The organism is Thioclava sp. ES.031 (assembly GCF_002563775.1).
Taxonomy (GTDB): Bacteria; Pseudomonadota; Alphaproteobacteria; order Rhodobacterales; family Rhodobacteraceae; genus Thioclava.
Genome location: NZ_PDJO01000001.1, coordinates 2,328,692 through 2,354,961, shown reverse-complemented (window position 1 = coordinate 2,354,961; position 26,270 = coordinate 2,328,692). Strand labels below are relative to the sequence as shown.

The 26,270-nt window shown below is 65.2% G+C and carries 23 protein-coding genes; 11 read left to right on the top strand and 12 right to left on the bottom strand.

Features of this window, described 5'->3' with window-relative positions:
- The first annotated feature begins 106 nt into the window (after positions 1-106).
- The gene (locus tag AXZ77_RS11235) at positions 107-2,674 is read left to right on the top strand and encodes a penicillin-binding protein 1A (RefSeq protein WP_098411222.1); all 2,568 of its coding nucleotides are present in this window, start codon (positions 107-109) and stop codon (positions 2,672-2,674) included.
- Between the two features lie 129 nt (positions 2,675-2,803).
- On the opposite strand, the gene AXZ77_RS11230 is transcribed toward AXZ77_RS11235, so the two are convergent.
- From AXZ77_RS11230 to pyrC, 3 genes are all read right to left on the bottom strand, one after another.
- Positions 2,804-4,303, bottom strand: a complete 1,500-nt coding sequence (locus AXZ77_RS11230; protein WP_098411221.1) for a replicative DNA helicase — start codon at positions 4,301-4,303, stop codon at positions 2,804-2,806.
- A 234-nt stretch (positions 4,304-4,537) separates the two neighbouring features.
- A complete protein-coding gene (locus tag AXZ77_RS11225; protein WP_098412522.1) occupies positions 4,538-5,215 on the bottom strand; it encodes an orotate phosphoribosyltransferase in 678 nt (225 codons plus the stop codon).
- A 108-nt stretch (positions 5,216-5,323) separates the two neighbouring features.
- The gene (gene pyrC, locus AXZ77_RS11220) at positions 5,324-6,364 is read right to left on the bottom strand and encodes a dihydroorotase (protein ID WP_098411220.1); all 1,041 of its coding nucleotides are present in this window, start codon (positions 6,362-6,364) and stop codon (positions 5,324-5,326) included.
- 173 nt (positions 6,365-6,537) lie between these two features.
- Here pyrC and AXZ77_RS11215 point away from each other — a divergent pair, with 173 nt between their 5' ends.
- Positions 6,538-6,750, top strand: coding sequence for a hypothetical protein (locus AXZ77_RS11215; RefSeq protein ID WP_098411219.1), 213 nt, complete (start codon positions 6,538-6,540; stop codon positions 6,748-6,750).
- 94 nt (positions 6,751-6,844) lie between these two features.
- On the opposite strand, the gene AXZ77_RS11210 is transcribed toward AXZ77_RS11215, so the two are convergent.
- From AXZ77_RS11210 to AXZ77_RS11195, 4 genes are all read right to left on the bottom strand, one after another.
- Positions 6,845-7,783 (bottom strand): phosphoadenosine phosphosulfate reductase, encoded by a 939-nt coding sequence (locus AXZ77_RS11210; protein WP_255266479.1) that lies wholly within the window; start codon positions 7,781-7,783, stop codon positions 6,845-6,847.
- A 175-nt stretch (positions 7,784-7,958) separates the two neighbouring features.
- Positions 7,959-9,002 carry a glycosyltransferase family 2 protein gene (locus tag AXZ77_RS11205; protein ID WP_098411218.1) on the bottom strand — a complete coding sequence of 348 codons (1,044 nt, stop codon included), beginning with the start codon at positions 9,000-9,002 and terminating at the stop codon, positions 7,959-7,961.
- A 44-nt stretch (positions 9,003-9,046) separates the two neighbouring features.
- Positions 9,047-9,712, bottom strand: a complete 666-nt coding sequence (locus AXZ77_RS11200; protein ID WP_098411217.1) for an SDR family oxidoreductase — start codon at positions 9,710-9,712, stop codon at positions 9,047-9,049.
- 64 nt (positions 9,713-9,776) lie between these two features.
- A complete protein-coding gene (locus AXZ77_RS11195) occupies positions 9,777-12,092 on the bottom strand; it encodes a glycosyltransferase family 2 protein (protein ID WP_098411216.1) in 2,316 nt (771 codons plus the stop codon).
- 796 nt (positions 12,093-12,888) lie between these two features.
- On the opposite strand from AXZ77_RS11195, the gene AXZ77_RS11190 reads away from it, so the two are divergent.
- Complete coding sequence (locus AXZ77_RS11190; RefSeq protein ID WP_098411215.1) at positions 12,889-13,659, top strand: hypothetical protein; 771 nt, start codon at positions 12,889-12,891, stop codon at positions 13,657-13,659.
- Between the two features lie 182 nt (positions 13,660-13,841).
- Here the strand turns inward: AXZ77_RS11190 and infC are convergent, their stop codons facing one another.
- Positions 13,842-14,384, bottom strand: a complete 543-nt coding sequence (gene infC / locus AXZ77_RS11185) for a translation initiation factor IF-3 (RefSeq protein ID WP_078521052.1) — start codon at positions 14,382-14,384, stop codon at positions 13,842-13,844.
- A gap of 232 nt (positions 14,385-14,616) precedes the next feature.
- On the opposite strand from infC, the gene AXZ77_RS11180 reads away from it, so the two are divergent.
- From AXZ77_RS11180 to AXZ77_RS11165, 4 genes are all read left to right on the top strand, one after another.
- The gene (locus AXZ77_RS11180) at positions 14,617-15,600 is read left to right on the top strand and encodes a hypothetical protein (protein ID WP_098411214.1); all 984 of its coding nucleotides are present in this window, start codon (positions 14,617-14,619) and stop codon (positions 15,598-15,600) included.
- Between the two features lie 142 nt (positions 15,601-15,742).
- Positions 15,743-16,423, top strand: a complete 681-nt coding sequence (locus tag AXZ77_RS11175; protein ID WP_098411213.1) for an FAD-binding oxidoreductase — start codon at positions 15,743-15,745, stop codon at positions 16,421-16,423.
- Positions 16,424-16,568: 145 nt separating this feature from the next.
- On the top strand, positions 16,569-17,723 hold the full coding sequence (gene ctaA, locus AXZ77_RS11170) for a heme A synthase (RefSeq protein ID WP_098411212.1): 1,155 nt from the start codon (positions 16,569-16,571) through the stop codon (positions 17,721-17,723).
- Positions 17,720-19,186 carry a carboxypeptidase M32 gene (locus AXZ77_RS11165; protein ID WP_098411211.1) on the top strand — a complete coding sequence of 489 codons (1,467 nt, stop codon included), beginning with the start codon at positions 17,720-17,722 and terminating at the stop codon, positions 19,184-19,186. Before ctaA ends, AXZ77_RS11165 begins: the two co-directional genes overlap by 4 nt.
- An 84-nt stretch (positions 19,187-19,270) precedes the next feature.
- Here AXZ77_RS11165 and AXZ77_RS11160 read toward each other — a convergent pair whose 3' ends face one another.
- A complete protein-coding gene (locus AXZ77_RS11160) occupies positions 19,271-21,124 on the bottom strand; it encodes an ABC-F family ATP-binding cassette domain-containing protein (RefSeq protein WP_098411210.1) in 1,854 nt (617 codons plus the stop codon).
- Positions 21,125-21,398: 274 nt separating this feature from the next.
- Here AXZ77_RS11160 and ndk point away from each other — a divergent pair, with 274 nt between their 5' ends.
- Positions 21,399-21,821, top strand: coding sequence for a nucleoside-diphosphate kinase (ndk, locus tag AXZ77_RS11155; protein WP_078520946.1), 423 nt, complete (start codon positions 21,399-21,401; stop codon positions 21,819-21,821).
- Position 21,822: 1 nt separating this feature from the next.
- Here ndk and AXZ77_RS11150 read toward each other — a convergent pair whose 3' ends face one another.
- The 3 genes from AXZ77_RS11150 to AXZ77_RS11145 form a co-directional block, all read right to left on the bottom strand.
- Positions 21,823-22,182, bottom strand: coding sequence for a TfoX/Sxy family DNA transformation protein (locus AXZ77_RS11150; protein WP_098411209.1), 360 nt, complete (start codon positions 22,180-22,182; stop codon positions 21,823-21,825).
- A 191-nt stretch (positions 22,183-22,373) separates the two neighbouring features.
- A complete protein-coding gene (locus AXZ77_RS19745) occupies positions 22,374-22,508 on the bottom strand; it encodes a hypothetical protein (RefSeq protein ID WP_255266477.1) in 135 nt (44 codons plus the stop codon).
- A gap of 224 nt (positions 22,509-22,732) precedes the next feature.
- Entirely contained in the window at positions 22,733-23,212 is a 480-nt protein-coding gene (locus tag AXZ77_RS11145; RefSeq protein ID WP_098411208.1) for an Rrf2 family transcriptional regulator, read from the bottom strand.
- Between the two features lie 332 nt (positions 23,213-23,544).
- Here AXZ77_RS11145 and AXZ77_RS11140 point away from each other — a divergent pair, with 332 nt between their 5' ends.
- The 3 genes from AXZ77_RS11140 (at position 23,545) to AXZ77_RS11130 (ending at position 26,205) form a co-directional block, all read left to right on the top strand.
- Entirely contained in the window at positions 23,545-24,555 is a 1,011-nt protein-coding gene (locus AXZ77_RS11140; RefSeq protein WP_098411207.1) for an SLAC1 anion channel family protein, read from the top strand.
- Between the two features lie 256 nt (positions 24,556-24,811).
- Positions 24,812-25,783 carry an agmatinase gene (gene speB / locus AXZ77_RS11135; protein ID WP_098411206.1) on the top strand — a complete coding sequence of 324 codons (972 nt, stop codon included), beginning with the start codon at positions 24,812-24,814 and terminating at the stop codon, positions 25,781-25,783.
- Positions 25,780-26,205: a DUF1499 domain-containing protein gene (locus AXZ77_RS11130; protein WP_098411205.1), complete on the top strand. Its 426-nt coding sequence runs from the start codon at positions 25,780-25,782 to the stop codon at positions 26,203-26,205. Before speB ends, AXZ77_RS11130 begins: the two co-directional genes overlap by 4 nt.
- Positions 26,206-26,270 lie beyond the last annotated feature (65 nt).

The window sequence follows — 26,270 nt, the reverse complement described above, 5'->3', positions numbered from 1 at the left end:
CGGAGTCTTCTCGGAAGCGTGAGCGCACATTACTTTGACCGTCACGAAGGCGCGATGTATAGGCTGGCGCGATGGGGTAATCTGCCCCGAGGCAAGGGGTGTATCAGTGATCCGTTTCATTCTCGGCTCGATCGGCGGCGTGTTTTCCTGGGTTGTGACCGGGCTGTTCTTTGCCGCGCTCACCATCGGGGCGATCTTCTGGATCTATTCGCGCGATCTGCCGAGCTATGACCAGCTTGCACAATACCGCCCGAAGACCATCTCGCGCATCTATAACGGCGACGGACGTCTGATCGACGAATTCGCCGAGCAGCGCCGCCTCTTCGTGCCGATCCGCGACATTCCCGACCGGGTGAAGGGCGCGTTCGTCTCGGCCGAGGACAAGAATTTCTACATCCACCCCGGTTTTGACCCGCGCGGGATCGCGGCGGCGATGTTCACCGCCGTGAAGTCGGGCGGGCGCGACGTGCGCGGGGCCTCGACGATCACCCAGCAGGTGACGAAGAACCTGCTTCTGTCCTCGGACCGCTCGGTGGAGCGCAAAATCAAGGAACTGATCCTGTCCTCGCGCATCGAACATGTGCTGAGCAAGGACCGTATTCTCGAGCTCTATCTCAACGAGATCTATCTCGGGCAGAACTCCTACGGGGTCGCCGCTGCCGCGCAGACCTATTTCAACAAGCCGCTCGCCGATCTCACGGTGGGCGAGGCCGCCTATCTCGCGGCGCTGCCGAAGAAACCCGCCGATCTGCATCCCGTGCGCGACTACAAGACCGCCGTGGATCGCCGCAACTACGTGCTGCGCCGGATGTATGAGGATGGCCGGATCGACCGCGCCACGATGGAGGCGGAACAGAACAAGCCGCTGAAATCGGTGCAGAACGGCGATTACGCCCCGTTCCGCGCGCAGCTTCCGCCGCGCGACTATTTCACCGACGAAATCCGCCGCCAGCTGTCGAAGAGCTTCGGCGAAGAGGAATTCTTCGGCGGCGGCCTCACGATCCGCGCGACCGTGAACCCCGATCTGCAATCCCATGCGACGAAGGCGCTGCAACATGCGCTGGAGAAATACGACCGCGAGCAGGGCGTCTGGCGCGGCACCGGGGCGAAGATCGCAGAGGACAAGCTGGGCAAGGAAGCCGACTGGCGCGCCGCGCTCTCCGATGTCTCGACCGCGAAAGCCCCGCGCGACATCGACGGCTGGCACCCGGCTGTAGTGCTGGGCTTCGAGGGCGGCTCGGCCCGCATCGGCATCGAGGGGATCGAGGAAGACAAGGACGGCCACTGGATTCCGCCCGAGGATGTGACCTGGGCGCGCAAGCTGAAAGACGACGGCAAGCTCGGTCCGCGCGCGAAACAGGCGCAGGACCTGCTGGAGACCGGCGACGTGGTCGAGGTCCGTGCGATGACGAAGGATAGCGATGGCTCCTTCATCCGCTGGACCCTGCGCCAGGTGCCGAAGGTCGAAGGCGCCTTCATGGCGATGGACGTGAATACCGGCCGCGTGCTGGCGATGCAGGGCGGCTTCTCGTATCAGTCCTCGGTCTATAACCGCGCCACGCAGGCGATGCGTCAGCCGGGCTCGAACTTCAAACCCTTCGTCTATGCGGCGGCGCTGGATTCCGGCTTCTCGCCCGAGACGATCGTTGTCGACGCGCCGATCGAGATCAACACGCCCCAAGGCATGTGGCGCCCGAAGAACGCGTCGAACAAATATTACGGCCCGACGCCGATGCGCACCGGGCTCGAGCATTCACGGAACCTGATGACGATCCGGATCGCGCAGGAAATCGGCATGGAGACGGTCGCGGCCTATGCCGAGAAATTCGGCGTCTACGACCATATGCGCCAATTCCTCGCCAATGCGCTCGGCGCGCAGGAAACCACGATGTTCCGCCTGATCTCGGCCTATGCGATGTTCGCCAATGGCGGCGAGCGGGTGGAGCCGACGCTGGTCGACCGCGTGCAGGACCGCTATGGCCGCACGATCTACCGCCACGATCAGCGCAGCTGCGCCAATTGCGAGGATCCGAACCTGCCCGAGGGGCAGGGGCCGAAGATCGTCAGCCACCGCGACCAGATCATCGACCCGATCACCGCCTATCAGATGATCTCGCTGATGGAGGGCGTGGTGAAGCGCGGCTCCGGCTACGGGGTCGATCTGCCGGTTCCGATCGCGGGCAAGACCGGTACGACGAACGACGCGAAGGACGTGTGGTTCACCGGCTTCAGCTCGAACATCGTGGCCTCGTGCTACATGGGCTACGACAACCCGCGTAGCTTGGGCCGTCACGCCTATGGCGGCACGCTCTGTGTGCCCGTGTTCAACGAGTTCATGCGCGAAGCGATCAAGGAATTCGGCGGCTCGAAATTCAAGGTTCCGCCGGGCGGCACCTGGGCGAAGTTCAACCGCTATACCGGCGAGCGTCTGGACGACAGCGCCACCGGCGAATTCGTCCAAGCCGAATATCTGCGCCCCGGTCAGGATATGTCGGGCCTCGGCTCGCTGGTCGTCGATGGCGGCTTCGCGATGGGCTCGAACCTGCCGCTGTTTGCGCAGGGCGAACGCGACGATGCGGGCTCGACGACGGTCACCACCTCGACCGGTCAGCAGAAGGTCATCCCGAAGAAGAAGGCCGATTTCGGCTCGCTCTCGGCAGGCGGCCTCTACTGAGCGCGCCGCGCGTCATAACCGACCGACACTAAAAAAGGGGGGCACTGGGCCCCCCTTTTTCCGTTTCTGCTCGATTATACGTGCCAGAGCCTTCGCGGTGCGGGGGCAGCGCCCCCCCCCAAGCCCCGCTCAGAACCCTTCGTTGCCGTCGCCCTGCCAGGGCTTGGCCAGATCCGAGAAGCGCGTGAACTGGCTCTCGAAGGCCAATTCCACCGTGCCGATCGGCCCGTGACGCTGCTTACCGAGGATCACCTCGGCCTTGCCATGCACGCGCTCGGCCTTCTGCATCCATTCGGCGAATTTCGGATCGTCTTCCGGTGGCTTGAGACGCTCGTGATAATATTCGTCGCGATAGACGAACATAACCACGTCGGCATCCTGTTCGATCGAGCCGGATTCACGAAGGTCGGAGAGCTGCGGGCGCTTGTCCTCGCGGCTTTCCACCGTCCGCGACAGCTGCGACAGCGCGACCACGGGGATGTTCAACTCCTTCGCGATCGCCTTCAGGCCCATCGAGATCTCGCCGATCTCCTGCACGCGGTTATCGCCGCGACCCGAGCCGCGCAGCAGCTGCAGGTAGTCGACGATCACCACGTCGAGCCCATGCGTCCGCTTCAGACGGCGACACCGCGCGGCGACCTGACCGATCGGCAGGGCGGGCGTGTCGTCGATATAGAGCGGGCATTTCTCCAGCGCCTTCGCGGCCTCGACGAAGCGGCGGAATTCGCTCTCCGTCATGTCGCCGCGGCGGATGCGCTCCGAGGGCACTTCCGAGGCTTCCGAGAGAATACGCGCGGCCAGCTGTTCGGCGCTCATCTCGAGCGAGAAGAACCCGACCACGCCGCCTTCGATCGCGCCCTCGACCCCGTCATGGCGCATGCCCTTCTTGTAGGCCTTGCCGATATTGAAGGCGATGTTGGTCGCAAGCGAGGTTTTCCCCATCGAGGGACGCCCTGCGAGGATCAGCAAATCCGACGGGTGGAAGCCGCCCAGCTTCTTGTCGAGATCGACGAGCCCGGTCGAGACGCCCGCCAGCCCCCCGTCACGCTGATAGGCGGCGTTGGCCGATTGCACGGCCTCGGTCACCGCCGACAGGAACGAGGTCCAGCCCTTCTGCGCCTGCCCCTCTTCGGCGAGGTTGTAGAGCCGCTGCTCGGCGGAGGCGATCTGCTCCTTGGGATCGTCGTCGATCTGCGGCTTGCCCGCACGCGACGAGATATCCTGACCCAGCTCGATCAGCCCGCGCCGCACTGCCATCTCGTAGATCATCAGCGCATAGTCGCGCGCCGCATAGGCCGAGATCGCCGCCCCCGCCAGACGCGCCAGATAGGCCGGCCCGCCCAGTTCCTGAAGCCCTTCATCGTCTTCGAGATAGGCTTTCAGCGTCACCGGCGAGGCGAGCGCGTTCTTCTGGATCTTCGCCGCCGCGACCTCGTAGATGCGCTGGTGCACCGGCTCGTAGAAATGCTCCGGTTTGATGACGGAGGCGATCCGGTCGAAGATGTCGTTATTGGTGAGGATCGCACCCAGAAGCTGTTGTTCCGCTTCGATATTATGGGGCAGTGCGGTGCCCTCTGCGGGCAAATTTCCGGGCTGCCCCTCATCGGGTCGTTGTGCCTGATCGTTCATGTACCTGCCTCGGTGTCCCCATCCCGTCACCGGTCTTTTAGCCGCAGCCGGGGGAAAAGGGAATCTGGATAAGATTGGGGAAAACCCCGCTGTTTCAGCGGAGTTTTCGGAATTTATGGTGTTTGCCCGTGGGGAGCCTACCACATCTCGCGATTATTTTCGAAGCGCGAGATTCGGGGCCAAAACGCTCCCCAGAGCTTCCACAGGATCATCCACAGGAATCTCCGGGCTGTTTCAGCCCTTGCGCGCGTCCTGCCACGGGCGCGGATCGCTCAGGAAGGCTTCGACCTCGTCGAGCGTTTCCTTCGAGAAACTGCCCTGTGCGCGCGCCTCGGCCAGCACGTCCCACCAGGTGCACAGGTGATGCAGCTCGACGCCATGTTCGCGCAGGTTCGGCACGGTCTCGGGGAAGATCCCGTAGTAGAAAATCACCGCCGTATGGCCGCAGCTCGCGCCGGTGTCGCGGATCGCGTCGACGAAGCTCAGCTTCGAGCCGCCATCGGTGGTCAGGTCCTCGACCAGCAGCACGCGCTGGCCTTCGGTCATTGCGCCCTCGATGCGCGCGTTGCGCCCGTAGCCCTTCGGCTTCTTGCGCACATAGGTCATCGGCAGGGCCAGACGCTCGGCCACCATCGCGGCGAAGGGAATGCCCGCCGTCTCGCCGCCCGCGATATTGTCGAAGGCCTCGAAGCCCGCCTCGCGCATCACCGTCACGGCGAGGAAATCCATCAGGGTCGAGCGGATACGCGGGAAGGAGATCAGCTTGCGGCAATCGATATAGGTCGGCGAGGGCAGGCCGGAGGCGAGCGTGAAGGGCTCGTCGGCGTTGAAATGCACCGCTTCGATTTCCAGAAGCATCTGCGCGGTCAGGCGGGCGATTTCTTCTTTGCTGGGGAAGGAGCTGGGGATCATCATCTCGTCCTTATCAAGGCTGGTTTCGGCTTGGTCTAAATATCCCCCGCGGAGCGTCCGTCGGCAGGCATGGGAGCCTCCGGCGGGGATATTTCGAGCAGTTGGAAATCAGCGTTTTACATGCCAATGGACCGGGAAACCCGGATCGAAGAGGGTGACGGGGCCCGCGCCGGTCTCGATCTTGGCGGGCCAGCTGTTGGGCTGGTCGGTCTTCTCGAGCGTCAGCGTCGCCTCGTTGACCGGCAGGCGGTAGAAGGCGGGGCCATTGCGTGAGGCAAACCCTTCGAGCTTGTCGAGCGCGCCTTCGGCTTCGAACACATGCGCCAGAAGCGGCATCGTATGGGTCGCGGTGAAGCAGCCCGCGCAGCCGCAGGCGGTTTCCTTGGCGGCGTCCACATGCGGTGCAGAGTCGGTGCCGAGGAAGAAATGCGGATTGCCCGAGGTTGCGGCCTCGACCAGCGCCAGCCGATGCGTCTCACGTTTGGCCACCGGCAGGCAGTAGTAATGCGGTTTGATCCCGCCCACGAGGATATGGTTGCGGTTGATGATCAGGTGATGCGTGGTGATCGTCCCGCCCATGTCGTCATCCTGCGCGGCCACGTAATCCACACCGTCTTTCGTGGTGATATGCTCCATCACCACGCGTAGGCCGGGGGTCTTGCGGCGGATCGGGTCCAGCACAGTCTCGATGAAGACGGCCTCGCGGTCGAAGATGTCGACCTCGGGGCGGGTCACCTCGCCATGCACGCAAAGCGGCAGGCCGATCTCGGCCATCTTCTCCAGAACGCCGCGCACCTTGTCGAAATCGCGCACGCCCGAGTCCGAGTTCGTCGTGGCGCCCGCCGGATAGAGCTTCACCGCCTTGACCAGACCGGAGGCGGCGGCCTGCGCCACATCCTGCGGGTCGGTCTTCTCGGTCAGGTAGAGCGTCATCAACGGCTCGAAATCGCTCCCCTCGGGCAGCGCCTTCAGGATGCGCTCGCGATAGGCGGCGGCATCGTCTCCGCGTACCACGGGGGGCACGAGGTTCGGCATGATGATCGCACGGGCGAAATCACGGGCGGTTTCTGGGGCGACACCTTCCAGCATCGCGCCATCGCGCAGATGCAGGTGCCAATCGTCGGGGCGGGGAAGGGTGATCGTGCTCATGAGAAAAGTCCTTAGCCCGAGGCTGCGTGCAAATCCAGAGGGAGTGCGCATGCCGCGCTGCAGCATTTGCATGGCGGGGATGCGGAGATGGCGGTACTACTGGCAGCAAGGCTGACCTAAATTCAGTGTCAAGGGAGAAAACGACCTGAACGCTGAACCTCAGGAGGTTTCCAATGGCATTCGTTACCACCGCCCATGGCGGACAATCGATCTTCGCCCGTATGGGCCACGCAATCGCACAAGGCCTCGTCGCCTATATGGAGCGCCAGTCGCGCCAGGAGCAGATCCGTGCGCTCGACGCGAAAAGCGACGCCGAGCTGGCCGCGATGGGTCTGACCCGCGACGGCATCGTGCGCCACGTGTTCCGCGACCGCTTCTACATCTGATCGCGGTCCGGGGCGCCCGGGCGTCTCGCATTGAAAAAGGGCGTGCCCCCAGCCGGGGCGCGCCCTTTTTACGTTCCAGTCTCTCAATCGGGGCTCAGGCCGCGCCAGCGCGTTCTTGTGGCTCCGGCAACTCGATTCCCTGCTCGGCGAGCTTCTGGGCGAGCGCCTCATAGCGGTTGCGGAATTTCGGGCGGTTCTGGCTCGTCCCGACTGCGCGGCACAGGATCGCCTCCAGCACCGGGCGGCGCGCTCGGCGCAGGTGGTCGACCAGCCGGATCACGTAGCGTTTCGAGAGCCGCCGGGCGCGGAAGAAGGTCCAGAACAGGGACGGGGTCAGCTTGCCTGCGCCCGCAGCGATCAGAACCTCGTCGAGAATATCCATGTCGAGCAGCCCCGCCGCCGGGTCCGGGCCGATATGCCGGCACGGCATCAGCGACACGCAGGGTCGTGCAAACAGCGCCGCGTGCATCGCGTCGAGCCGCTCGAACGGGTCATAGAAGACGAAGGCCCGCTCCGCGCCGTCGAGCATCTCGGGCGCGAAGCCGTAGCGATCGGTGAAGGACATCCGGCGGGTCTGCGGGAACCGGTCATCCCAGCCCGCGAGTGTCGGATCGAGTGTCGCCTGCGGTGCGAGAGCGATCACCGTGGCGCCGGGTGCCGCGACTGAAAACGCGGCCGCCGCATAGCCGCAGGGACCGGCGCCGTAGAACACGACACGGTCGAAATCTTCAAAGAAGGCTTCGTCGACGAGACGGTCGAAATAGGCATAGATGGCCGGATCCCGGAACCAGCTTTCGTCCGAGGCGATAACGCTGAGCGCGGACCAGCCCTCATCGCGGGCGATCTTGTAGCCGAAGGGCAGGGCCTCCTCGCGATCGGCCTCGATCTGGGGCCGGGTCTCGAAGCTGACGATCAGGACGGGCGAGTCGTCGTGGAACAGCACCTCGTGATCGGGGCCGAGCGGCTCGTGATAGCCGGTCTCGTCCGCGATCTTTTCCAGCCGTGCGTGCCACTCCGTGTCTGCTTTGCTCACCTTCGCCTCTTTCAGCTTTCGTGCGCGCTTCGCATGCTGCGGGCGCGGGCGGGTCGCCGCCAATTCTGCTCACCCAACGTATCACCGCAAGAAAGGGGCACAAATAGGAGCCAAGCGAGGAATCTGCCGCCACATTTCTTAACAGGCAACAATTGGCGCATTTAGTGGCGTTTGTTCACGATTGCTCGGCAATCGCCGCTTTTGCAAGGCGGACCATGAGTTTAGCGGCTTGCGGCGAGAGCGGACGGCTTGGCGGGCAGAGCAAGAGCCGTCCGAAAAGCGCGCGGTAAGGCTCCTCGCGCAGAAGCGTGCGGGCTTTCGCCTTGCGCCACGTAACCGCCGCATTGTGCAGGCGGGGCAGGTCGGGATCGGCGCTCAGCTCGGCGAGGCGCGCCTGCGTGCCCGCATCGTGGCGACGGATCGAATCGTCCTCCACGTCCGAGAAATTCCGCTCAACCCAGTAGGACATGTCGAAGGCCCCGGCCTGCCGGTTCGACCGGCCCCGGTCACATTTCACGAGGTAGCCCTCCATCGACCCAAGCGGGTAATGGTTGAGCTGAACAAGGTCGTAAGGCGCGCTGCCGGGCGGGGTGAACAGCTTCTGGCGCTGATATTGCGGCGGCAGTTTGCGGCCCGATCCGTCGACCCAGAGCGTGCCCGCCAGCTTGTCGTCCTGCGGCGCACGGGGGCGGTGGACGCCGAGCTTGGCATAGGCGCCCGTATTGGCGAAGAGCGTCTTGAACATCGACGCGCGCCACGGCCAGAGCATGTCCGACGGCGCGCAGCGGGGGAATTGCTGCGTGACGGGGCGATCCTCGAAGCCCACCACGCCACAATTGCCGAACAGCCGCCACGTCATCGCGAAGGCGGTGGCCTGCGGGACGGCCTCGATCAGCGCGCCAAGCGTGCCGTCGCCGGTCTTTATGGTGACGAATTCGTCAACGTCGATCACCGCGATCCAGTCGGCCTGAGCCACCAGCGGATGCGCATCGGCCTGTTTCAGCGCCGCCCATTGCGGGCCTTCCTTCCACGGGCCGGGATTGGGCACATGGGTCAGCCAACCGATGTCTTGCAACCGATCCAGCATCGCATCGGTGCCGTCGTCGCAGTCATTTGAAAAGACAAGGAAATCCGTGAAGCCGATGGCGCGGTGATGGGCCAGCCATTCCAGCAGAAACGGGCCTTCGTTCTTGACGGATGTGATCGCGAGCGCACGCATTACGCCACTGTAGTGAGGCCGCGCGCGCCCGCAAGTGTCTGGGATCACACGGGGACGTGGCGCGGCAGGGCGGCCACGCTTGCCGCGATTTCCTCGGTGCCGTCGGTCAGCTCCAGAATTTCGTGGCTGATCTCGGGCGCGTCGATCAGCGCGGCCAGCACCGCTGCGACATGGCCGCGCGCGACCGAGCCGTAGTTGAGCGCATGGGCCAGCGCCACGCGCCCGTCGCCCTCCTCATGGAGAAGCGTGCCGGGGCGCAAGATGACATAGTCGAGCCCGCTCGCCACCACGGCGGCATCGGCGGTCTTCTTCGCCAGCATGTAATGCTCGAAACCCGGCTTGATCTCCTTGCCGCGCCCCGCATCGGGGAAGGCGGAGACGAGGTAGAGCCGCGGCACGCTCATCCGGTTCATCGCGGCGATCACGTCGAGCGGTGCCTCGCCATCGATCCGGGTGGTGCGTTCGAGCCCGGAGCCCGCAGCCCCCGCTGAGAAGACGACCGCATCATGGCCCTCGAACATCGGCTCGAAATCGCCCGCGGTCAGTTCCATCAGGTCGCCTTGCACGGGCGTCGCGCCCATCGCACGCAGGCTGTCGGCCTGCTCGGGTTTGCGGTGCAGCGCGGTGACCTCGTGCCCTGCCGCGATCAGAAGCGGGACCAGCCGATGCCCGACACCGCCTGTCGCGCCGATGACGAAAATGCGTGCCATGTGATCCATCCTTTCCTTTGACCGGAAAGCTAGGTCAGGGCCTTCTTGGGTAAAGGTGGCGCTCTCAGTGCGTCGCCTCGTCGGGCGCTTCGACGGTGAAGAAGAAGTCGTCGGGCAGATCGCGCGCGTGAAGGTCCTCGGGGATCACATGCGGGCCGGTGTTGAACACGGCCGAGCCGAAGACATGCAGCATCCGCGAGAGCGCCTCGAAGCGCTCCGAGGTCAGGGTCTCGTAGAACTCGCACTGATCGGGGCGCGCCATCAGTTCCTCGATCTTCGCGCGGTGGCAGGCGACGGAGTGATGATGCGCGGCGGCGATCTCGGGATCGGCCATCATGCGGTCGAACTCGGCGCGGGCGGCGGGCAGCATCCGCTGGATCGAGCGATCCTCGACCGCGTTATGGTTCATCCGGAACCAGTAATTCAGCCCCTGATCGCGATCGACATGGTTCACCCGGCCCCGGTCGCGCTTCACGAGGAAGCTCTCGGCCGAGCGCACCGCGTAATGGTTAAGCTGCACCCAGTCATAGCCATAGGTGTCGAGCGTCGAGCGCCAGCCATTGCGGAACATCTCGCGCGGCATCGGCTGGCCCGAGCCGTTGAGCCAGTTCACCTGATCCCAGAGGTCCGGGTTCAGCCCCTTGGGACGATGGACGCCCAGCTTTTTGTAGAGCGCGATATTGCGAAACAGCGTCTTGAAGCCCCAGGCCTGATGCGGCTTGCGCACGATCTCGGGGGCGCAGCGGGTGAATTGCCCGGTGATGAAGCCGTCCTCGTATTCATGGACATCCGCATTGCCGAAGAGCCGCCAGGTGAGCGCGATCATGTTCGCCTCGCCCATCGCCTGATACAGCGATTTCAGCGTGCCGTCGCCGATCTTCACATTGATGAACTCGTCCACATCCATGCAGATCGACCAGCCCGCCTTGGTGATCACCGGCTCGGTCTCCGCCGCCGCCAGCGCCGCGTGCTGCGGTTTCATGTCGACCATCGTGCGGAACGGGTTCTCGCGGTGTTGGACGTAGCCCTTGGCCTGCAGCAGGTCGAGCATCGTGTCGGTGCCGTCGGTGCAGTCGTTGGTGTAGACGAGGAAATCATCCACCCCGATCGCGCGGTGATAGGCGATCCATTCGAGGATGAAGGGGCCTTCGTTCTTCATCGTGGTGACGATGGCGGTGCGGCCTGCCTCGACGGCTTGGGCGGGCGCGTCCTTCACCTTCGAGACCGGCGGACGCACCGGCTTGAACCCCCAGATGTCACGCGACAGGTGCAACAGGCGTTCGTCCTCGACCAGCGAGGTCTTGGGCGCGAGTTCCGCAGGCGAGGTCCCCGGCACCCTCAGCGCCATCGCGCGCCAGAAGCCGTAGGTCAGCCCCGGATCGGGGCGGCAATAGCTGACGCGCAAGAGGCGCCACGTATTCTCCAGCCCGGCCTTTTGCGGCGCGCAGCCCCAGCGGGCGATACCGCGCCGCGCGTCGAACTGGCGGCAGATATGGTCGGGGAAGCGCGCAGGCTGATCGTTGCGCACGCGCCAAGGGTAGATGCGGCGGCCCACCAGAAGGATCACGCCGTTTTCGGCCTCTTGCGTGGCCTCGAAAGCCGAGGGCTGGCCCGGCTCGCGTTCGGCCAAAAGGTCGGTCACGTCGAGCACCAGCACCGAGGCCGCCTTCGCGAAGAAGCGCCATTTCGCGATCTCGAAGATCAGCGCCTGACCCAGAGGGCTACGCTGCGGATCGGGGGCAGGCGGCTCCATCCGGTCCTTGCCGGGCGCGTCGGGCGCGAGGAAGACATGGTTCTCCGGCCCCATCCCCGGCTTGCCGAGCGGCAGCGGGCTTTCAAGGATCGCGACCGGCAGGTCCAACTCGCGCAGCGCCATGCCCGCCTCGAGCGCATCGGCGAAACTCTCGCCGGACCCTGCGGGGCTGTCCTCTGGCGCGCGGTTCACGATCACCGCGCCTGTCGCGCCGTGATGATCGTGATGCCAGCTCAGCCAATCGAGCACCGTCTCGACGCTTTCCTCCAGCCGCAGCCCGAACAGGCAGTTGCGGCCTTCGAAGATATCCCAATCGGGGGCGGCGGGGGTGATCTCGCGCAGGCTGGGGCCGTCCGGCCCGCTCATCGCGGCCTGGATCGGTCCCGGCGCGGCCGGCTCGTAGATCGCCATCACCGCGCCCGCGACATTGCGCCCCTCGGCCAGATGCGCAGCCCCGGGCACGGCATCGAAGCTGAGATCCTCGGCCTGCGCGGGGGCGGCGAAGAAGGCGCGCAGATGGTGGCGGGGCCCGAGATCGGTGTCCTCGGTCCAGCCCACCGCGTCGAGCAGCGCGGGCTTGCCCGTTTGCGCCTGCATCCTGCGCCGGATCACTCGTTGCTTGCCCATGTCGATCTCGAAACTGCCTCTCGTTCCAACTAGCACGCAGGGGGCGGCGCAATAAAGAGCGCGCAATAGCCGGTAACCCGATTCCGGGCCGTGCCTGTCCGGGTTCCGATTTCGCCTCCGAACGGGGCGATTTCGCGCGGTGGGAATGGCGAAACCGGGGCAATCGCGGAGGCATGCGTGCAAGACCGGATGGGACGGGAAGAAAAAGGCACTGAAAGTTCGGTCGGGGCGACTCGCTCGCGTGATCGCGCCGTGTGTCTTGAGAGCCCGAAAAGACAGGTCCGAAGGCGGGGCGTCGGGCTTCTGGTAAGGTTTTCCTCACACGCGGCTCACCGACCCTGCCAGAAACGTGACCATTGGAACAGTTTGTCGCAGTTCAAACCGGATGAGTTTTGACCTAAGTCAAGTTCAGCACACGGATACTCCCATATCACAAGTGCATCGGGTTCTTGATCTCCCTGACGCGGCCCAAACCGCACAGAACCCGACCAGAGGAACAGACGTTCTCCCTCGTCTTTTCCCCAAAATGCGCCGCGGGTCTCCCTCCCGCGGCGCTTTAATTTTTTTGGGTGTTCGCAAAGCGTTTTGGTCCGCTATGCGCGCTGTGCGAAACTCGCGGCTCGCGCGAGTGCCGTTCCCTGTGCCAATGCGTCCCGATGGCGAGGATGCGACCTGTCGGGCGGAGCGCGGGCCCTGCAAAAACATACATCTTATTGACTACAATCAACGCAGGCTTCGGCCTCGCATGTTCTCCTAGCGCCGACGCCAAGGCGTCATGAATTAGGAGGAAATGGAAATGCGCAATTCAATTTTCACGAGTAAATCCCGCACGTCTCTCGTCGCTATTGCAGCGGCACTGGGGCTTGCCGTCGCATGGCAGGCACCGATCAACGGTCCGTTCAGTTCCGCGGCCTATGCCCAAGGAACCGGCGGCCAAGGGAGCGGCGGCCAAGGGAGCGGCAGCGGAAGCCAGGGCGGTCAAGGTCAGGGCAGCGGCGGCGCCCAGAGCGGGCAATCTCAAGGCCAAGGTCAGGGCGGACCCGGCGGCGATGCCGAGGGCAAGGGGCCGCAAGCCGGGGCGCCTTCTTCGTCCGGTGGCGGCAAGCCGACCTGGTCGCAGGAAGGTATTCCGGAGGTCGAGCTGGGGCGTCTGAACGTCGCGCGGTCGCCGGGACATGTGCTGGATCAGGCCTATGAAGAGGCGCTCGCGTCGATCTCGCCCGAGATGGTGTCGTTCTACAACCTCTCGCTCGACAGCGCGATCGAGGAGCTCTCCCTGAACTGGGACAACGTGACCTTCATCGACTCGCCGCTGCAGAACCTCGCGCTGCTGCAGGCGACGCTCGATGGGAAGACGCCGCTTTCGAGCGATGGCGTGACGAATGATGCTGACACGCTCGCCGCGATCTTCCTTGGCGCGGCGTCGGACAAGACCGTTCCGATCTCGACCGATACGGTGATCGCGGTCACGCAAATCCTCGGGGTGCCGGTGACGGGGGCTGCGGCCGAGTCGCTTGCGGCCGATGCCGAGGCTGTCCGGATCGCGATCCTCGCCGGCCATGGCTGATCGCGCCTGATGCGCAAAGATCCGGACCCGCCTATTGGCGCGGGTCCGGGTCGCGCGTTCTGCCGAGTACGCCAATCGGTTGATCTCTTCATCCCCCGAAACGCGAGAACCGCCCGCGACGGGCCATGAAAAAACCCTCCCGGTGAGGGGAGGGTTCAAACCATCTCGCGATGCTCGGGCGCTTATTTCGCCGGGGCGATCATCATCACCATCTGGCGACCTTCAAGCTTGGGCATGTTCTCGACCTTGCCCAGTTCGCCCACATCGGTGCGGACGCGGTTGAGAAGCTCGAGACCGAGATCCTGGTGCGCCATCTCGCGACCACGGAAGCGCAGGGTGACCTTCACCTTGTCGCCGTTCTCGAGGAACTTCACCACGTTGCGCATCTTGACGTCGTAATCGTGCACATCGGTGCCCGGACGGAATTTGACTTCCTTGATTTCGATCGTCTTCTGCTTCTTGCGGGCTTCGGCTTCGCGCTTTTGCTGTTCGTATTTGAACTTGCCGAAATCCATGATCTTGCAGACGGGCGGATTGGCGTTGGGCGAGATCTCGACGAGATCGAGCCCGGCCTCTTCGGCCATGGACATCGCTTCGCGCGGGGTAACCACGCCGACATTCTCGCCTTCCGCGCCAATGAGTCGAATCTCGTTCGCGCGGATACGGCCGTTCACTCGGGGGCCGGTGTCACGGGTCGGCGGGGCGTTATGGGGTCTGCGGGCTATGGTGGGAATCCTTCTGTAGCCATTAAGTAATTCGGCCGAAAAGATAGTCCTGCGCGCCGCCGTATTCAACCGCAAAGGCGCGGGAACCGGGCGGGGAGGATTCGCGTTGTCTTCTGCCGGGCCGGGCCAAGGTGATCGCGGTGCAATCGCAAGCCGCGCGGGCGGTTGAGCCCAGTGGTCGAGGCAGGGCGTAGAGTGCCCGCAAAGAGAGACAATCAAGGGAAATAGCGCGATGAACAAGCTTGTGGCAGCGGCGATCTTGGTGCTGGCGGTGGCCGCCGGACTGATCATCCTCAATACCGATATCGCAGACGGACCCAAGACGCCCGATGCGACGACGAACGCGACGGCGGGCTCTGAGGCCGCCGACAAGAGCGTCGCCGAGAAGGCCAGCGATGCGGTGAAGTCCGCGGGCGAGTCGGTGAAGGCCGCCGCCGACAAGGCAAGCCAGGCGGCGTCCGACGCGGCCGATAGCGTGAAGGAAAAAGCCTCGGGCGCGATGGATGCGGGCGCAAACGCGGCGGCGGATGCTGCCGATGCCGCGAAAGAGGCCGCGCAGAGCGGAGCCGGTCAGGCGCAAAGCGCCGCCTCCGATGTCGCCCAAAGTGCGGCCGACGCCGTCTCGAAAGCGACCGAGACCGCGCAGCAGGCGGCGGGCGATGCGAGCGATGCGGCCAAGGATGCCGCCTCGGCTGCGAGCGAGGCCGCGACAGCCACGATGGATTCTGCAAGCGATGCGGCCAGCGCGGCGGCCACCGATGCCGCTGATGCCGCAACGGCGGCGGCGGAAGCGGCCGCGAAGGCTGCGAATGCGGCCGCCTCGGCGGCCACCGGCGCCCAAGAGGATGCCACCGATAGCGCGGTCGAGGGTGCGAGCACGGCGGCGAAAGCGGCAGCCGAGGCCGCCAGTGAAGCCGCAAATGCCGCAGCCGACGCCGCAGCCGCCGCGACCAATGCGACGCAGACGGCTACCCCGGCAGCTACCGCGAGCACTGGCGACACGCAGGCATCGGTGCCCGCGCAGGGCGTGATGGCTGCGGCGAAGGCGCTGACCGTGGAAGGGTTCGACGCGGACCGGGTGATGGATATCGTCGACACGTCCGAGCTGCCCGAGGCTACGAAGGCGCAATTGCGCACGGCGGTGCAGAGCGCGCGCGACAATCCGCAACTCGTCGAAGGCGTGGTCGATCAGGTCCGTGCGGCGCTGGGCTTCTAAGCGCCACCCGCCGCCACATTCGCCGAGACCGAAGGGCCGCGCGACATCCCATCGCACGGCCCTTTTCTTTACCCATTCGGCGGGCGGGGTGGGAACGTCTGCGCTAAGCCTCGCGTTCGCTCTTCAACGAAAGGAGCCCGCCATGAGCACTCGTCTCGAATTGCAAAGCATCACACCCGTCACCCATGACACGCATCACCTCGTCTTCCCGCGCCCCGAGGGGTTCGACTTCGCCCCCGGTCAGGCGGTCGATCTGAACCTGACCCGCGAAGGCTGGGCTGACGAGCAGCGCCCCTTCACCTTCACCAACCCGGTGGATGGCGACACGCTGGAATTCGTCATCAAATCCTATCCCGACCATGACGGCGTCACCGAGCAGATCGCGACGCTCACGCCCGGCGAGGCGGTGGAGGTCTCCGATCCGTGGGGCGCGATCAAGGACGAGGGCCCCGGCACGTTCATCGCGGGCGGGGCAGGGGTGACGCCCTTCATCTCGATCCTGCGCGCGCGTCTGGCCCGCGAAGGTACGCTGGAGGGCTGCCGCCTGATCTTCTCGAACAAGACGGAAGCCGACATCATCCTGCGCGACGAGTTCGAGGCGATGGAGGGGCTGGAAACCGTCTGGACCGTCACCGGTCAGAGCGATCCCGGCAAGGGAGTCATTTCGATGCATGTCGATCGCGGCTTCCTCGCGCCCTTCGTCGAGAAGGAGAGCGGCAAGTTCTACATCTGCGGCCCCGACAAGATGGTCGATGAGATCGAGGCCACGCTGAAGGAGCTTGGCGTCGCGCAAGATCGCATCATCCGCGAGGATTTCGACTGACGCCGTCCGATCACGTCTAAGTGCCCTGAGGCCGTGCGCCCTGCGCCTTCCCGCCCCCTTGCCCCCGGTGAGGGGGCGGCCTAGTTTGCCCTCGCGCAAATTTCTGCCAAGAACAGGCGACAGACAAAGCCGGGGGCCCGCACGCATGAGCGAGAAACGTAGCATCTTCGAGGAAGTCGGCTCTGACGGCGCCACGACACGGGCCGAGCCCAAGGGCGGCATGATCGACGCCAAGCCGCGCGGCGCGCGCCGGGCGATCCGGATGTGGCTCTTCGTGCTGTTCACGCTGGTCGTGGCGATGATCGCCGTGGGCGGGGCCACGCGCCTCACCGATAGCGGGCTGTCGATCACGCGCTGGGATCCGATCTCGGGGGCGATCCCGCCGATGAGCGATGCCGACTGGCAGGCGGAATTCACCCATTACAAGGCCAGCCCGCAGTTCAAATACATGAACCCCGACATGACCGTGTCCGAGTTCAAGGGCATCTTCTGGTGGGAATGGGGCCACCGGCAGCTGGGCCGCCTGATCGGCATGGTCTGGTTCATCGGCTTCTTCGGCTTCTGGCTGACCAAGAAAATCCCGACCGGCTGGACGGGGCGGCTGTTCAGCCTCGGGGTCTTGGGCGGTCTGCAAGGCGCGATCGGCTGGTGGATGGTGTCCTCGGGCCTCGTGGGGCGGATGACCTCGGTCGCCTCCTACCGGCTCGCGACCCATCTGGGCCTCGCCTTCATCATCCTCGGTCTGATCTCCTGGTTCGCGCTGCAACTCTCGCGCCCGGAATCGGCACTTCTGCAGGCCCGCCGTCTGGCCGAGCCGCGCCTGAGCCGGATCGGCTCGGTGCTGATCGGGCTGGTGTTCGTGCAGATCATCCTCGGCGCGCTGACCGCGGGGATCGATGCCGGCCTCGCCTTCCCGACATGGCCGTCGATGAACGGGCAATTCCTGCCGTCGGAGAGCTTCGACTACACGCCGATCTGGCGCAATTTCTTCGAGAACCCGGCGCTGGTTCAATTCATGCACCGCATGGTCGGCTATCTCGTCTTCGCCTCGGGCCTTTACGCCGCATGGCGCGCGCGCAGCTCGGCTCATCCGCGCACCAAGGAGGCCTTCGCGCTGATGGCGGCGATGATCTTCTTCCAGATGGTGTTGGGTATCACCACCGCGCTTGAGCTGGTGAATTACTGGTGGCTGGGTCTCATCCACCAATTCGGTGCTATCATCACCTGGGTCCTCGTGATCCGCGCGCGTCACATGGCGCGCTTCCCCCTTGTTCGTTCCATCCGGGAGGGCCGCGTATGAGCGCCTATCAGGACCTGCTCGCGCATCAGCGCGAAACCGAAGCGCTGGGCAATATCGCCGGGCTGCTAAGCTGGGACCAAGAGGTGATGATGCCGCGCGGCGCCGCCGATCAGCGCGCCGAGGAATCCGCCGCGCTGGAATCGGTGCTGCATGCGCGCCGCACCGATCCGCGCATCGAGGACTGGCTGGCCCGCGCCGAGGCCGATGATGCGGTCAGCGCGCGCGTGCTCGATCTGGTGGGGCGCAGCTACAACCGTGCGACCCGCATTCCCGCGCGCCTCGCGACCGAGATGGCGCGTCTGACCTCGCTGTCGCAAGGCATCTGGGCCGAGGCCCGCGCCAATGAGGATGCCTCCGCCTTCCTGCCGACGCTGGAAGAGGTCGTGCGCCTCAAGCGCGAAGAGGCCGAATGCCTGTCCGAGGGCAATCTCTACGATGCGCTGCTCGACGATTTCGAGCCGGGCGCGACGTCGAAGGAAATCGCCACGGTCTTCGACCGGATGCGCGGCCCGCTGGTGGAGCTGCGCGACCGGGTGCTGGGCTCGGAGGTCTCGCCGGAGCCCTTCGACAAGGTCTTCCCCGAGAACGCCCAGCTGCGGCTGGCGCGGAAATGCGCCTCCGCCTTTGGCTATGACTGGACGCGCGGGCGGCTCGATATGTCGGTCCACCCGTTCTCTTCGGGCGGCGGCGACGATGCGCGCATCACCACCCGGATTTCCGAGAGCGACCCGTTCGGCAATATCTACTCGACGATCCACGAGGTCGGGCACGCCACCTACGAGCAGGCGATCAACCCGGCCTATCGCTTCACGCCGCTGGGCCACGGCGTCTCGATGGGCGTGCACGAAAGCCAGAGCCGGATCTATGAGAACCAGCTCGGCCGCTCGGCCCCGTTCACCGGCTGGCTGCATCAGCGCATGACCGACGCGTTCGGCGATCTCGGCATGGATACGGAAGCCTTCCACGCGCTGGTCAACCGCGTCGATATGGGCTTCATCCGCACGGAATCGGACGAGCTGAACTACAATCTCCACATCATGCTGCGCTTCGATCTGGAGCGCGATCTGATCTCGGGCAAGCTGGAGGTCGCGGATCTCGAAGAAGCGTGGAATACCCGTTTCGAACAGGATTTCGGCGTGAAGGTCACCAAGCCCAGCCAGGGCTTCCTGCAGGATGTGCATTGGTCGGTGGGGCTGTTCGGCTACTTCCCGACCTATGCGCTGGGCAATGTCTATGCGGGCTGTCTCGACGAGGCGATGCGCGCGGTCACGCCGGGTATCGACGCCGCATTGGCCGAGGGCGATGCGACGCCTGCCAAGCAATGGCTCGACGAGAACCTGCGCGTCCACGGCGGGTTGCGTCCGCCGCGCGAGACGATCCAGAACGCCTGCGGGTTCGAGCCGACCGAGACGCCGCTGCTGGCTTATCTGACGCGGAAATTCGAGGGCATCTACAAGCTGTGATGCGCCGCGCTGGTTGAGGGGGCAGGCGCCTCCGGCGGGGATATTTGGATCGAGAAGAAGGGGCGCGCGGCCCCTTCATCGATCTCAGTCCTGCTCGGCGGTTTCCAGCTTTTCCAGCGCCGCCATCCAGAGCGCCTCGGCTTTCTCCATCGCCCTGGTCGCCTCGGTATGCTTCGCCTGCCAGATCGCGAGATCTCGGGCTTTTTCAGGCTCGTAGAGCGTGGGGTCGGCGAGTTTCGCGTCGAGTTTCTCGAGCATGTCGCTCAGCTTCTCGACCCGGGCCTCGCAGTCGCGGACCTCGCGCTTCATGGTGGTCATCGCACAGCGCGACGGCTTCGCGGCTTTCGGCGCGGCCGATTTCGCGGGCTTGTCCTCGGGCGGCGGCGCCAGAAGCTCCGCGCGGTAGCTTTCCAGATCGCCCTGATAGGGCGCGACCGCGCCGCCTTTGACCAGCCAGAGCCGGTCGGCCACCAGCCCCAGCAGGTGCATGTCGTGGCTGACAAGGATCACCGCGCCGGAATATTCGGTGAGCGCGGTCACCAGCGCCTCGCGGCTCTCGATATCGAGGTGGTTGGTCGGCTCGTCGAGGATCAAGAGATGCGGCGCATCGAGCGTCGCCAGCAACAGCGACAGCCGCGCCTTCTGCCCGCCCGAGAGCTTGCCCACCGCCGTCTCCGCCTGATCCGCACCGAGGCCGAAGCCCGCAAGACGGGCGCGCAGCTTGGCGGGATGCTCGTCGGGGCGCTCGCGCTTGAGATGGGTGAGCGGCGTCTCTTTCAGGTCCAGCTCGTCGACCTGATGCTGCGCGAAATAGCCGATCCGCAGCTTGGACGAGCGCGTGATCTTGCCGTCCATCACCTGAAGTTTGTCCGCCAAGAGCTTGGAAAGCGTGGATTTCCCCTCACCATTCCGGCCCAGCAGCGCGATCCGGTCGTCCTGATCGATACGCAGGTTGAGCTGCTTGAGGATCGCGGGCCCGCCATAGCCTACGGCGGCGTTTTCCATCGCGATGATCGGCGGGGAGAGCTGTTCCGGCGCGGGGAAGGTGAAGACCTGTTTCGCCGCTTCTTCCGGGGCGGTGATCGGCTCCATCTTCTCGAGCATCTTGACGCGCGCCTGCGCCTGCTTGGCCTTGGTGGCCTGCGCGCGGAAGCGATCCACGAAGCCTTGCAGATGGGCGCGGCGCGCCTCCTGCTTCTTGGCTTGGGCGGCCTGCGCCTCGCGGCGCAGCCGGCGGGTGCGCGCAAACGTGTCGTAACCGCCTTGATAAAGCGTGAGTTGCCGATCCTCGAGATGCAGGATCGAGCCCACCGCGCGGTTGAGCAGATCGCGGTCGTGGGAGATCACGATCACCGTATGCGGGTAGCGCATCAGATAGCTTTCCAGCCAGAGCGCGCCTTCGAGGTCGAGATAGTTCGTCGGTTCGTCCAAGAGCAGCAGATCGGGCTGCGCGAACAGCACGCCTGCGAGCGCCACGCGCATCCGCCAGCCGCCGGAGAAATCCGAACAGGGGCGCTTCTGCGCCTCCATGTCGAAGCCGAGGCCTTTCAGGATGGCGCTCGCCCGCGCTTCGCCCGACCATGCGTCGATATCGACCAGCCGCGTCTGCACGTCGGCGATGCGATGCGCGTCGGTCGCCGTCTCGGCCTCGGCCAGAAGGCTCGCGCGTTCCTCGTCGGCGGCGAGCACCGTATCGAGCAGCGAGGTCGAAGAGGACGGCACTTCCTGCGCCACGCCGCCGACGCGGGCGCGCGAGGGCAGGCCGATCTCGCCGCCATCCAGCGTCAGCTCGCCCCGGATCAGCCGGAACAGTGTCGTCTTGCCCGCGCCGTTGGGGCCGACGAGGCCGACCTTGTGGCCTTCGGGGATGGTGGCGGAGGCGTTCGCAAAGAGCGGACGGCCTTCGATCGAAAAGGAGATATCGGAGATGCGCAACATGGGGCCTGACTTGGCGCAGGGGCGGGCAACAGTCAATCGCTGCTGCGCGTCGCGGCCCTTTCGCCTTGGCAAAAATATCCCCGCCGGAGGCATCTGCGGGCGCAAACCCGCGCGGCGGCCTGCCGATCGGCCTTGACCAAACGGTCACAAAACCACGCTAGAGTCGCTGCAAGCCCGCCCATGAGGGCTTTTCAAGGCTTCCCCTGCATGGTAGCAGGCGCGGCAGATATTTCGGACCGGATACCGGCCACGAACCACAAGGAAAGGGTCACACATGGCCATCGAACGCACGCTGAGCATCATCAAACCCGACGCGACCAAGCGCAACCTCACCGGCAAGATCAACGCCAAGTTCGAGGAAGCGGGTCTGCGCATCGTCGCGCAAAAGCGCATCCAGCTGACCATGGATCAGGCCGGCAAGTTCTACGAAGTCCACAAAGAGCGCCCCTTCTACGGCGAACTGTGCGAGTTCATGGCATCCGAGCCGGTCGTCGTTCAGGTGCTCGAGGGTGAAGGCGCGATCGCCAAGAACCGCGAAGTGATGGGCGCGACCAACCCGGCGGAAGCCGACGAGGGCACCATCCGCAAGGAATACGCGCTCTCCGTGGGTGAGAACTCGGTGCACGGCTCCGACGCTCCGGAAACCGCTGCGGAGGAAATCTCGTTCTTCTTCTCGGGTCTCGAGATCGTCGGCTGATCTAGCGTTTCGCGATCAGACCAATTTCCGAGAGGGCCGCGTCCAGCCGGGCGCGGCCCTTCTCTTTTGCGGATTGGGTGCTGCTGTCGCCCGCCGCGATCCGCACCTTAAGTGCATCGAATTTCTTGCGGAATTCGGCTTTCTCAGCGCCGCGGCAGTCGTTCCACGGGCGGCCCTGCAGCGCCATGTGCAGCGCGTAATAGCCGATGAAATGGGCGGGGTTGCCGACCTCGATCCAGGCGGCATAGGCGGCGTCCGCGCCGATCTTGCGCAGCTCCTCGGCCGAGGTGATCCCGGCGCGGATAAAGCCCTCGGCGGTGGCGGGGCCGATCCCCTTGATGGATGTGAGAGAGTTGCTCATCGTGCCGAACGGTCCTTCGGGGCGCGACGCGTTTGCAGCGCGACGGCTTGGCGGATCATCGCAGTTTGAGAGCGGACTTCGCGCCACGCAAGAGCAGCGCGAAGGAGATGTCGGTTTGCAGGCAGTGCGCGCGCCGGGTTGCGGCCGCGGGGCCTGCGCGCGCCGCTGTTATCGCGGCGCGAGGAAGAGCGTCAGATCGACGCCCAATCGTCGAAAATCGTGCCGTTCTGTTGGGTGGTGTTACCCGTTTGACCTTGCTGCTGGCCAGGACGGTTCGTGCCGCCTTGCTGTTGCTGGCCGGATTGAGTGCCCGATTGCTGTTGCATGACCTAAGCCTTGTGATGAGTCGTGTTTTGCCGGGAGTGTCCCGTTACTGCGACAAGTAGCCACAGGCTCTCGCTGGCGAAAGGGGGGGTCAAGCGAAACTGAATTCTGGTCGCTTTGCCGTGATCGGGTGTCATAAAACTGTGACGTTGCCGCAACGGAAACACCGCTGTGCACGGGAATGAGTCAGAAATATGGACCAATCGGCGCGGCCTCTATGCGGCGGTTATTCCGCGGCGCGTGCGGTTGCGCAGATCGAGAGCGACTGCAGGCCCTGCAGGCTGAGCATCGCCTCCAGCGCGGTGTTGTTGTCGACCAGATCGGCGAGGGTCTTGCGGTCGAGCGTCCCGTAGAATGCGTCGAGCGCGTCGCTCAACGCATCGCGGAACAGGCAGGCGTCGCGCAGCGGGCAGGTGTTCGTCTCGGTGTCGAAACATTCGGCGAAGGGCAGGGCGGCCTCGAAGGCGCGCAGCACCTTGCCCACGCCGATCTCTTCGGGCGGGCGGGCAAGCTGCATCCCACCGGCGCGGCCGCGCAGGGTGGTGATGAAGTTCTCGCGCGCGAGCGTGTTGATGACCTGCGCGAGATGGTTCTCGGACGCGTTACAGGCCTCCGCGATCTCGTGTTTGCGCACGGTTCGATGCGGATTGACCGCGCAGAACATCAGCACGCGCATCGCGAGATTGGTTCGTGTGGTCAGACGCATCGTAACTCCTCCAGCTCACGAAGCGGTGATATAGGTAAGTTTACCTCGTAGGTTTGACCTATGTCACGTTCCTCGAAAAATTTCGTCACACAGAGAGGCGGGCTCCAGCGGGGATCCGCCGGGATCAATACCCGCTGGACGGAGACCTGCGCGGCACCCGGCGCGGCGAATGCGTCCATTTGTCAGACTCCTCAAACACGGGCGCGTGAGTAAATGAGAGATGTTGCCCGTCGTGTCATTCGGTCCGGTCGATCCGGCGCTGCGCGGGCGATCTGATCCGTCGCGGAGCGGCCATTTCGGGCGCGGGCGGCGATTCCCACGGGGAGGGCAAGATGAGCAGTCTGGCTGAAACGAGTGCCGCGCATAGCCGGCTCGAGCATTTTCCGATCACCTTCTATGCGACGACGATGGGGCTCGGGGGCTTCACGCTGGCCCTGCGCGCGGCAGCCAAGCCGCTCGGGCTCGGGCCGTTGCCCTATCAGGTGAGTTTCGCGGTGACTGTCGTGGTCTTCGTGCTGATCTCGGTCTTCTATCTCGCCAAGGCGCTGAAGCACCCGCAGGGCGTGAGCGCGGAATGGCATCACCCGATCCGGCTCGCCTTCTTCCCGACCGTCGCGATTTCGCTGTTGCTGCTGGCGACCGGGGCGCTGACGGTCTCGACCTCGCTTGCGCTCCTGCTGTGGCTGGCGGGCACGACCCTGCAGGGGATCATGACGCTCGCGGTCGTGACCAACTGGATCGGGACGCGCAGTTTCAAGCACGGGCAGCTGAACCCGGCATGGTTCATCCCGGCGGTGGGCAATGTGATCGTGCCGGTGGCGGGCGCGCAGCTCGGTTTCATCGAGATCAGCTGGCTGTTCTTCTCGGCCGGGATGCTGTTCTGGCTCGTGCTGCTGACGCTGGTGTTCAACCGTCTGATCTTCCACGATCCCTTGCCGAGCAAGCTTCAGCCGACACTGGTGATCCTGATCGCACCGCCCGCGGTGGCCTTCATCGCGTGGCTGCGCCTGACCGGCGAGCAGATCGTGCCCGGGGCCGGGATCGGGCAGGGCGTCGATCCTTTCGCGCATATCCTGCTGTCGCTGGCCTATGTCTTTGCCGCGCTCGTCGCGGTGCAACTGCCGCGCATTCTGCGGCTGCCCTTCGCGATGAGCTTCTGGGCGCTGAGCTTCCCCATCGCGGCGCTGACCATCGCGACCTTCCTGCATGCCGAATACGCCCATTCCGAGCCGCATCTGCGCATGGCGGTGGCGTTCCTCGCGATCCTTGCCGTGGTGATCGTGGGGCTCGTCTGGCGCACGGGGCTTGCGATCCTGCGCGGAGAGATTTGCCAGCCGGAGTGAGGGGGGCGGAGTTCAGGTCTGAGATCGCCCGGGGCGACTAGCCCCGGGCCGCGCCCGACCCTCCCCCCCGGGAGGGCGCGTTGGCGATGTCAGCGCGGGCCCACGCGTCATTCGGGCTTGCGAGATAAAGCGACAAGCCACAGAGCGCGTCCAGCGCCCAGCCGAGGTCGGGCGCGGCCCTCTCCACATAGATGCACGCCGCTTGACCTCCCGCGAGGGCTGGCGCAGATTTCGCGGGCGAAAAGGAGGGGCGATCATGGCTCTGGAAGATGCGAAAACCCAAGTGGATCAGGCTTTTACGCGGGCAGAGGCACGTGGCCTGAGCTTCGAGAACACCTTCGGCGGGGCCACCAGTTTCCTGCGGCGGCGCTATACGAAGGACCTCGCGGGTGCGCAGATCGCGGTGACCGGCATCCCCTTCGATCAGGCGGTGACGAACCGCCCCGGCACGCGCTTCGGGCCGCGTGCGATCCGCGAAGCCTCGACGCTGCAGGCGTTCGACGCCCCTTATGGCTGGGGCTACGACCCGTTCTCTGAACTCGCCATCGTCGATTACGGTGACATGCCCTTCGACTATGCCAATGTGCCGGAGGTCCCCGGCCGGATCGAGGCGCATCTGGGCGCGATCTTCGGGGCGGGCGTCGTGCCGATCACGCTGGGCGGCGATCATTTCATCACGCTGCCGATCCTGCGTGCGGCCGCTGCTGCCCATGGTGAGATCGCGCTCGTTCAGTTCGACGCCCATTCCGACACCTGGGCCGATGACGATATGGACCGGATCGACCACGGCACATTCCTGTATAAGGCGATCAAAACGGGCGTCGTGACGGCCGAGAATACCGTCTCGGTCGGTATCCGCACCGACAATCCCGATACGCTGGGCGTGACGATCGTGGATGCGCCTTCGGTGCATCGCGAGGGCGTAGAGGCCACGCTGGAACGCATTCGCGCGGTGGTGGGCGAGCGGCCCTGCTACATCACCTTCGATATCGACGGGCTGGACCCGGCCTTCGCGCCTGGCACCGGTACGCCGGTCTGGGGCGGTCTGGCCAGCTGGCAGGCGGCAGAGTTGTTGCGCGGGCTGAAGGGCATCAACCTGATCGGCGGCGATGTGGTCGAGGTCTCTCCGCCCTACGATCCGACCGGCGTGACGGCCATCGCGGGCGCGCATGTCGCGACCGAGCTGATCGCGCTGGCCGGTTGGGGGCTGCGGGAGGGCGCGGAATGAGCCGAGCCGTGACGATCCTCGCGCTTGGGCTGGCCGTGATGGCCGTGGCCGATGGCTGGGTGCGCTTCGCCCCGATCGACCCTGCGCGCTACAAGATCGAAGGTCTGGCGAAAGCGCCCGGCGATCACCCCGAGACGGGCGGGTTTCAGGCTGCGCGCGAGGTGGCCGACCCGCTGGCGCAGATGGCCGCGCTCGACAAGATCATCCGCGCCACCGCGCGCACCAAGCGCGTCGCGGGCAACGTCGATGAGGGGCATGCGGCCTATGTCACCCGCTCCGCCTTCTGGGGCTTTCCCGATGTCACCACGCTTTGGGTCGAGGGCAATACGCTGCAAATCCGTGGCCATCTCGTCTACGGCAGATCCGATCTCGGGGTGAACAAGGCCCGGATCATGGGCTGGCTCGACGAGGCAGGGCTGTAGCGGGTCTGATCCGAGGCGCGGCTTCCGCGTCTCGCGGCGCGTATCCCGCCGCCTCGATCCGCGCT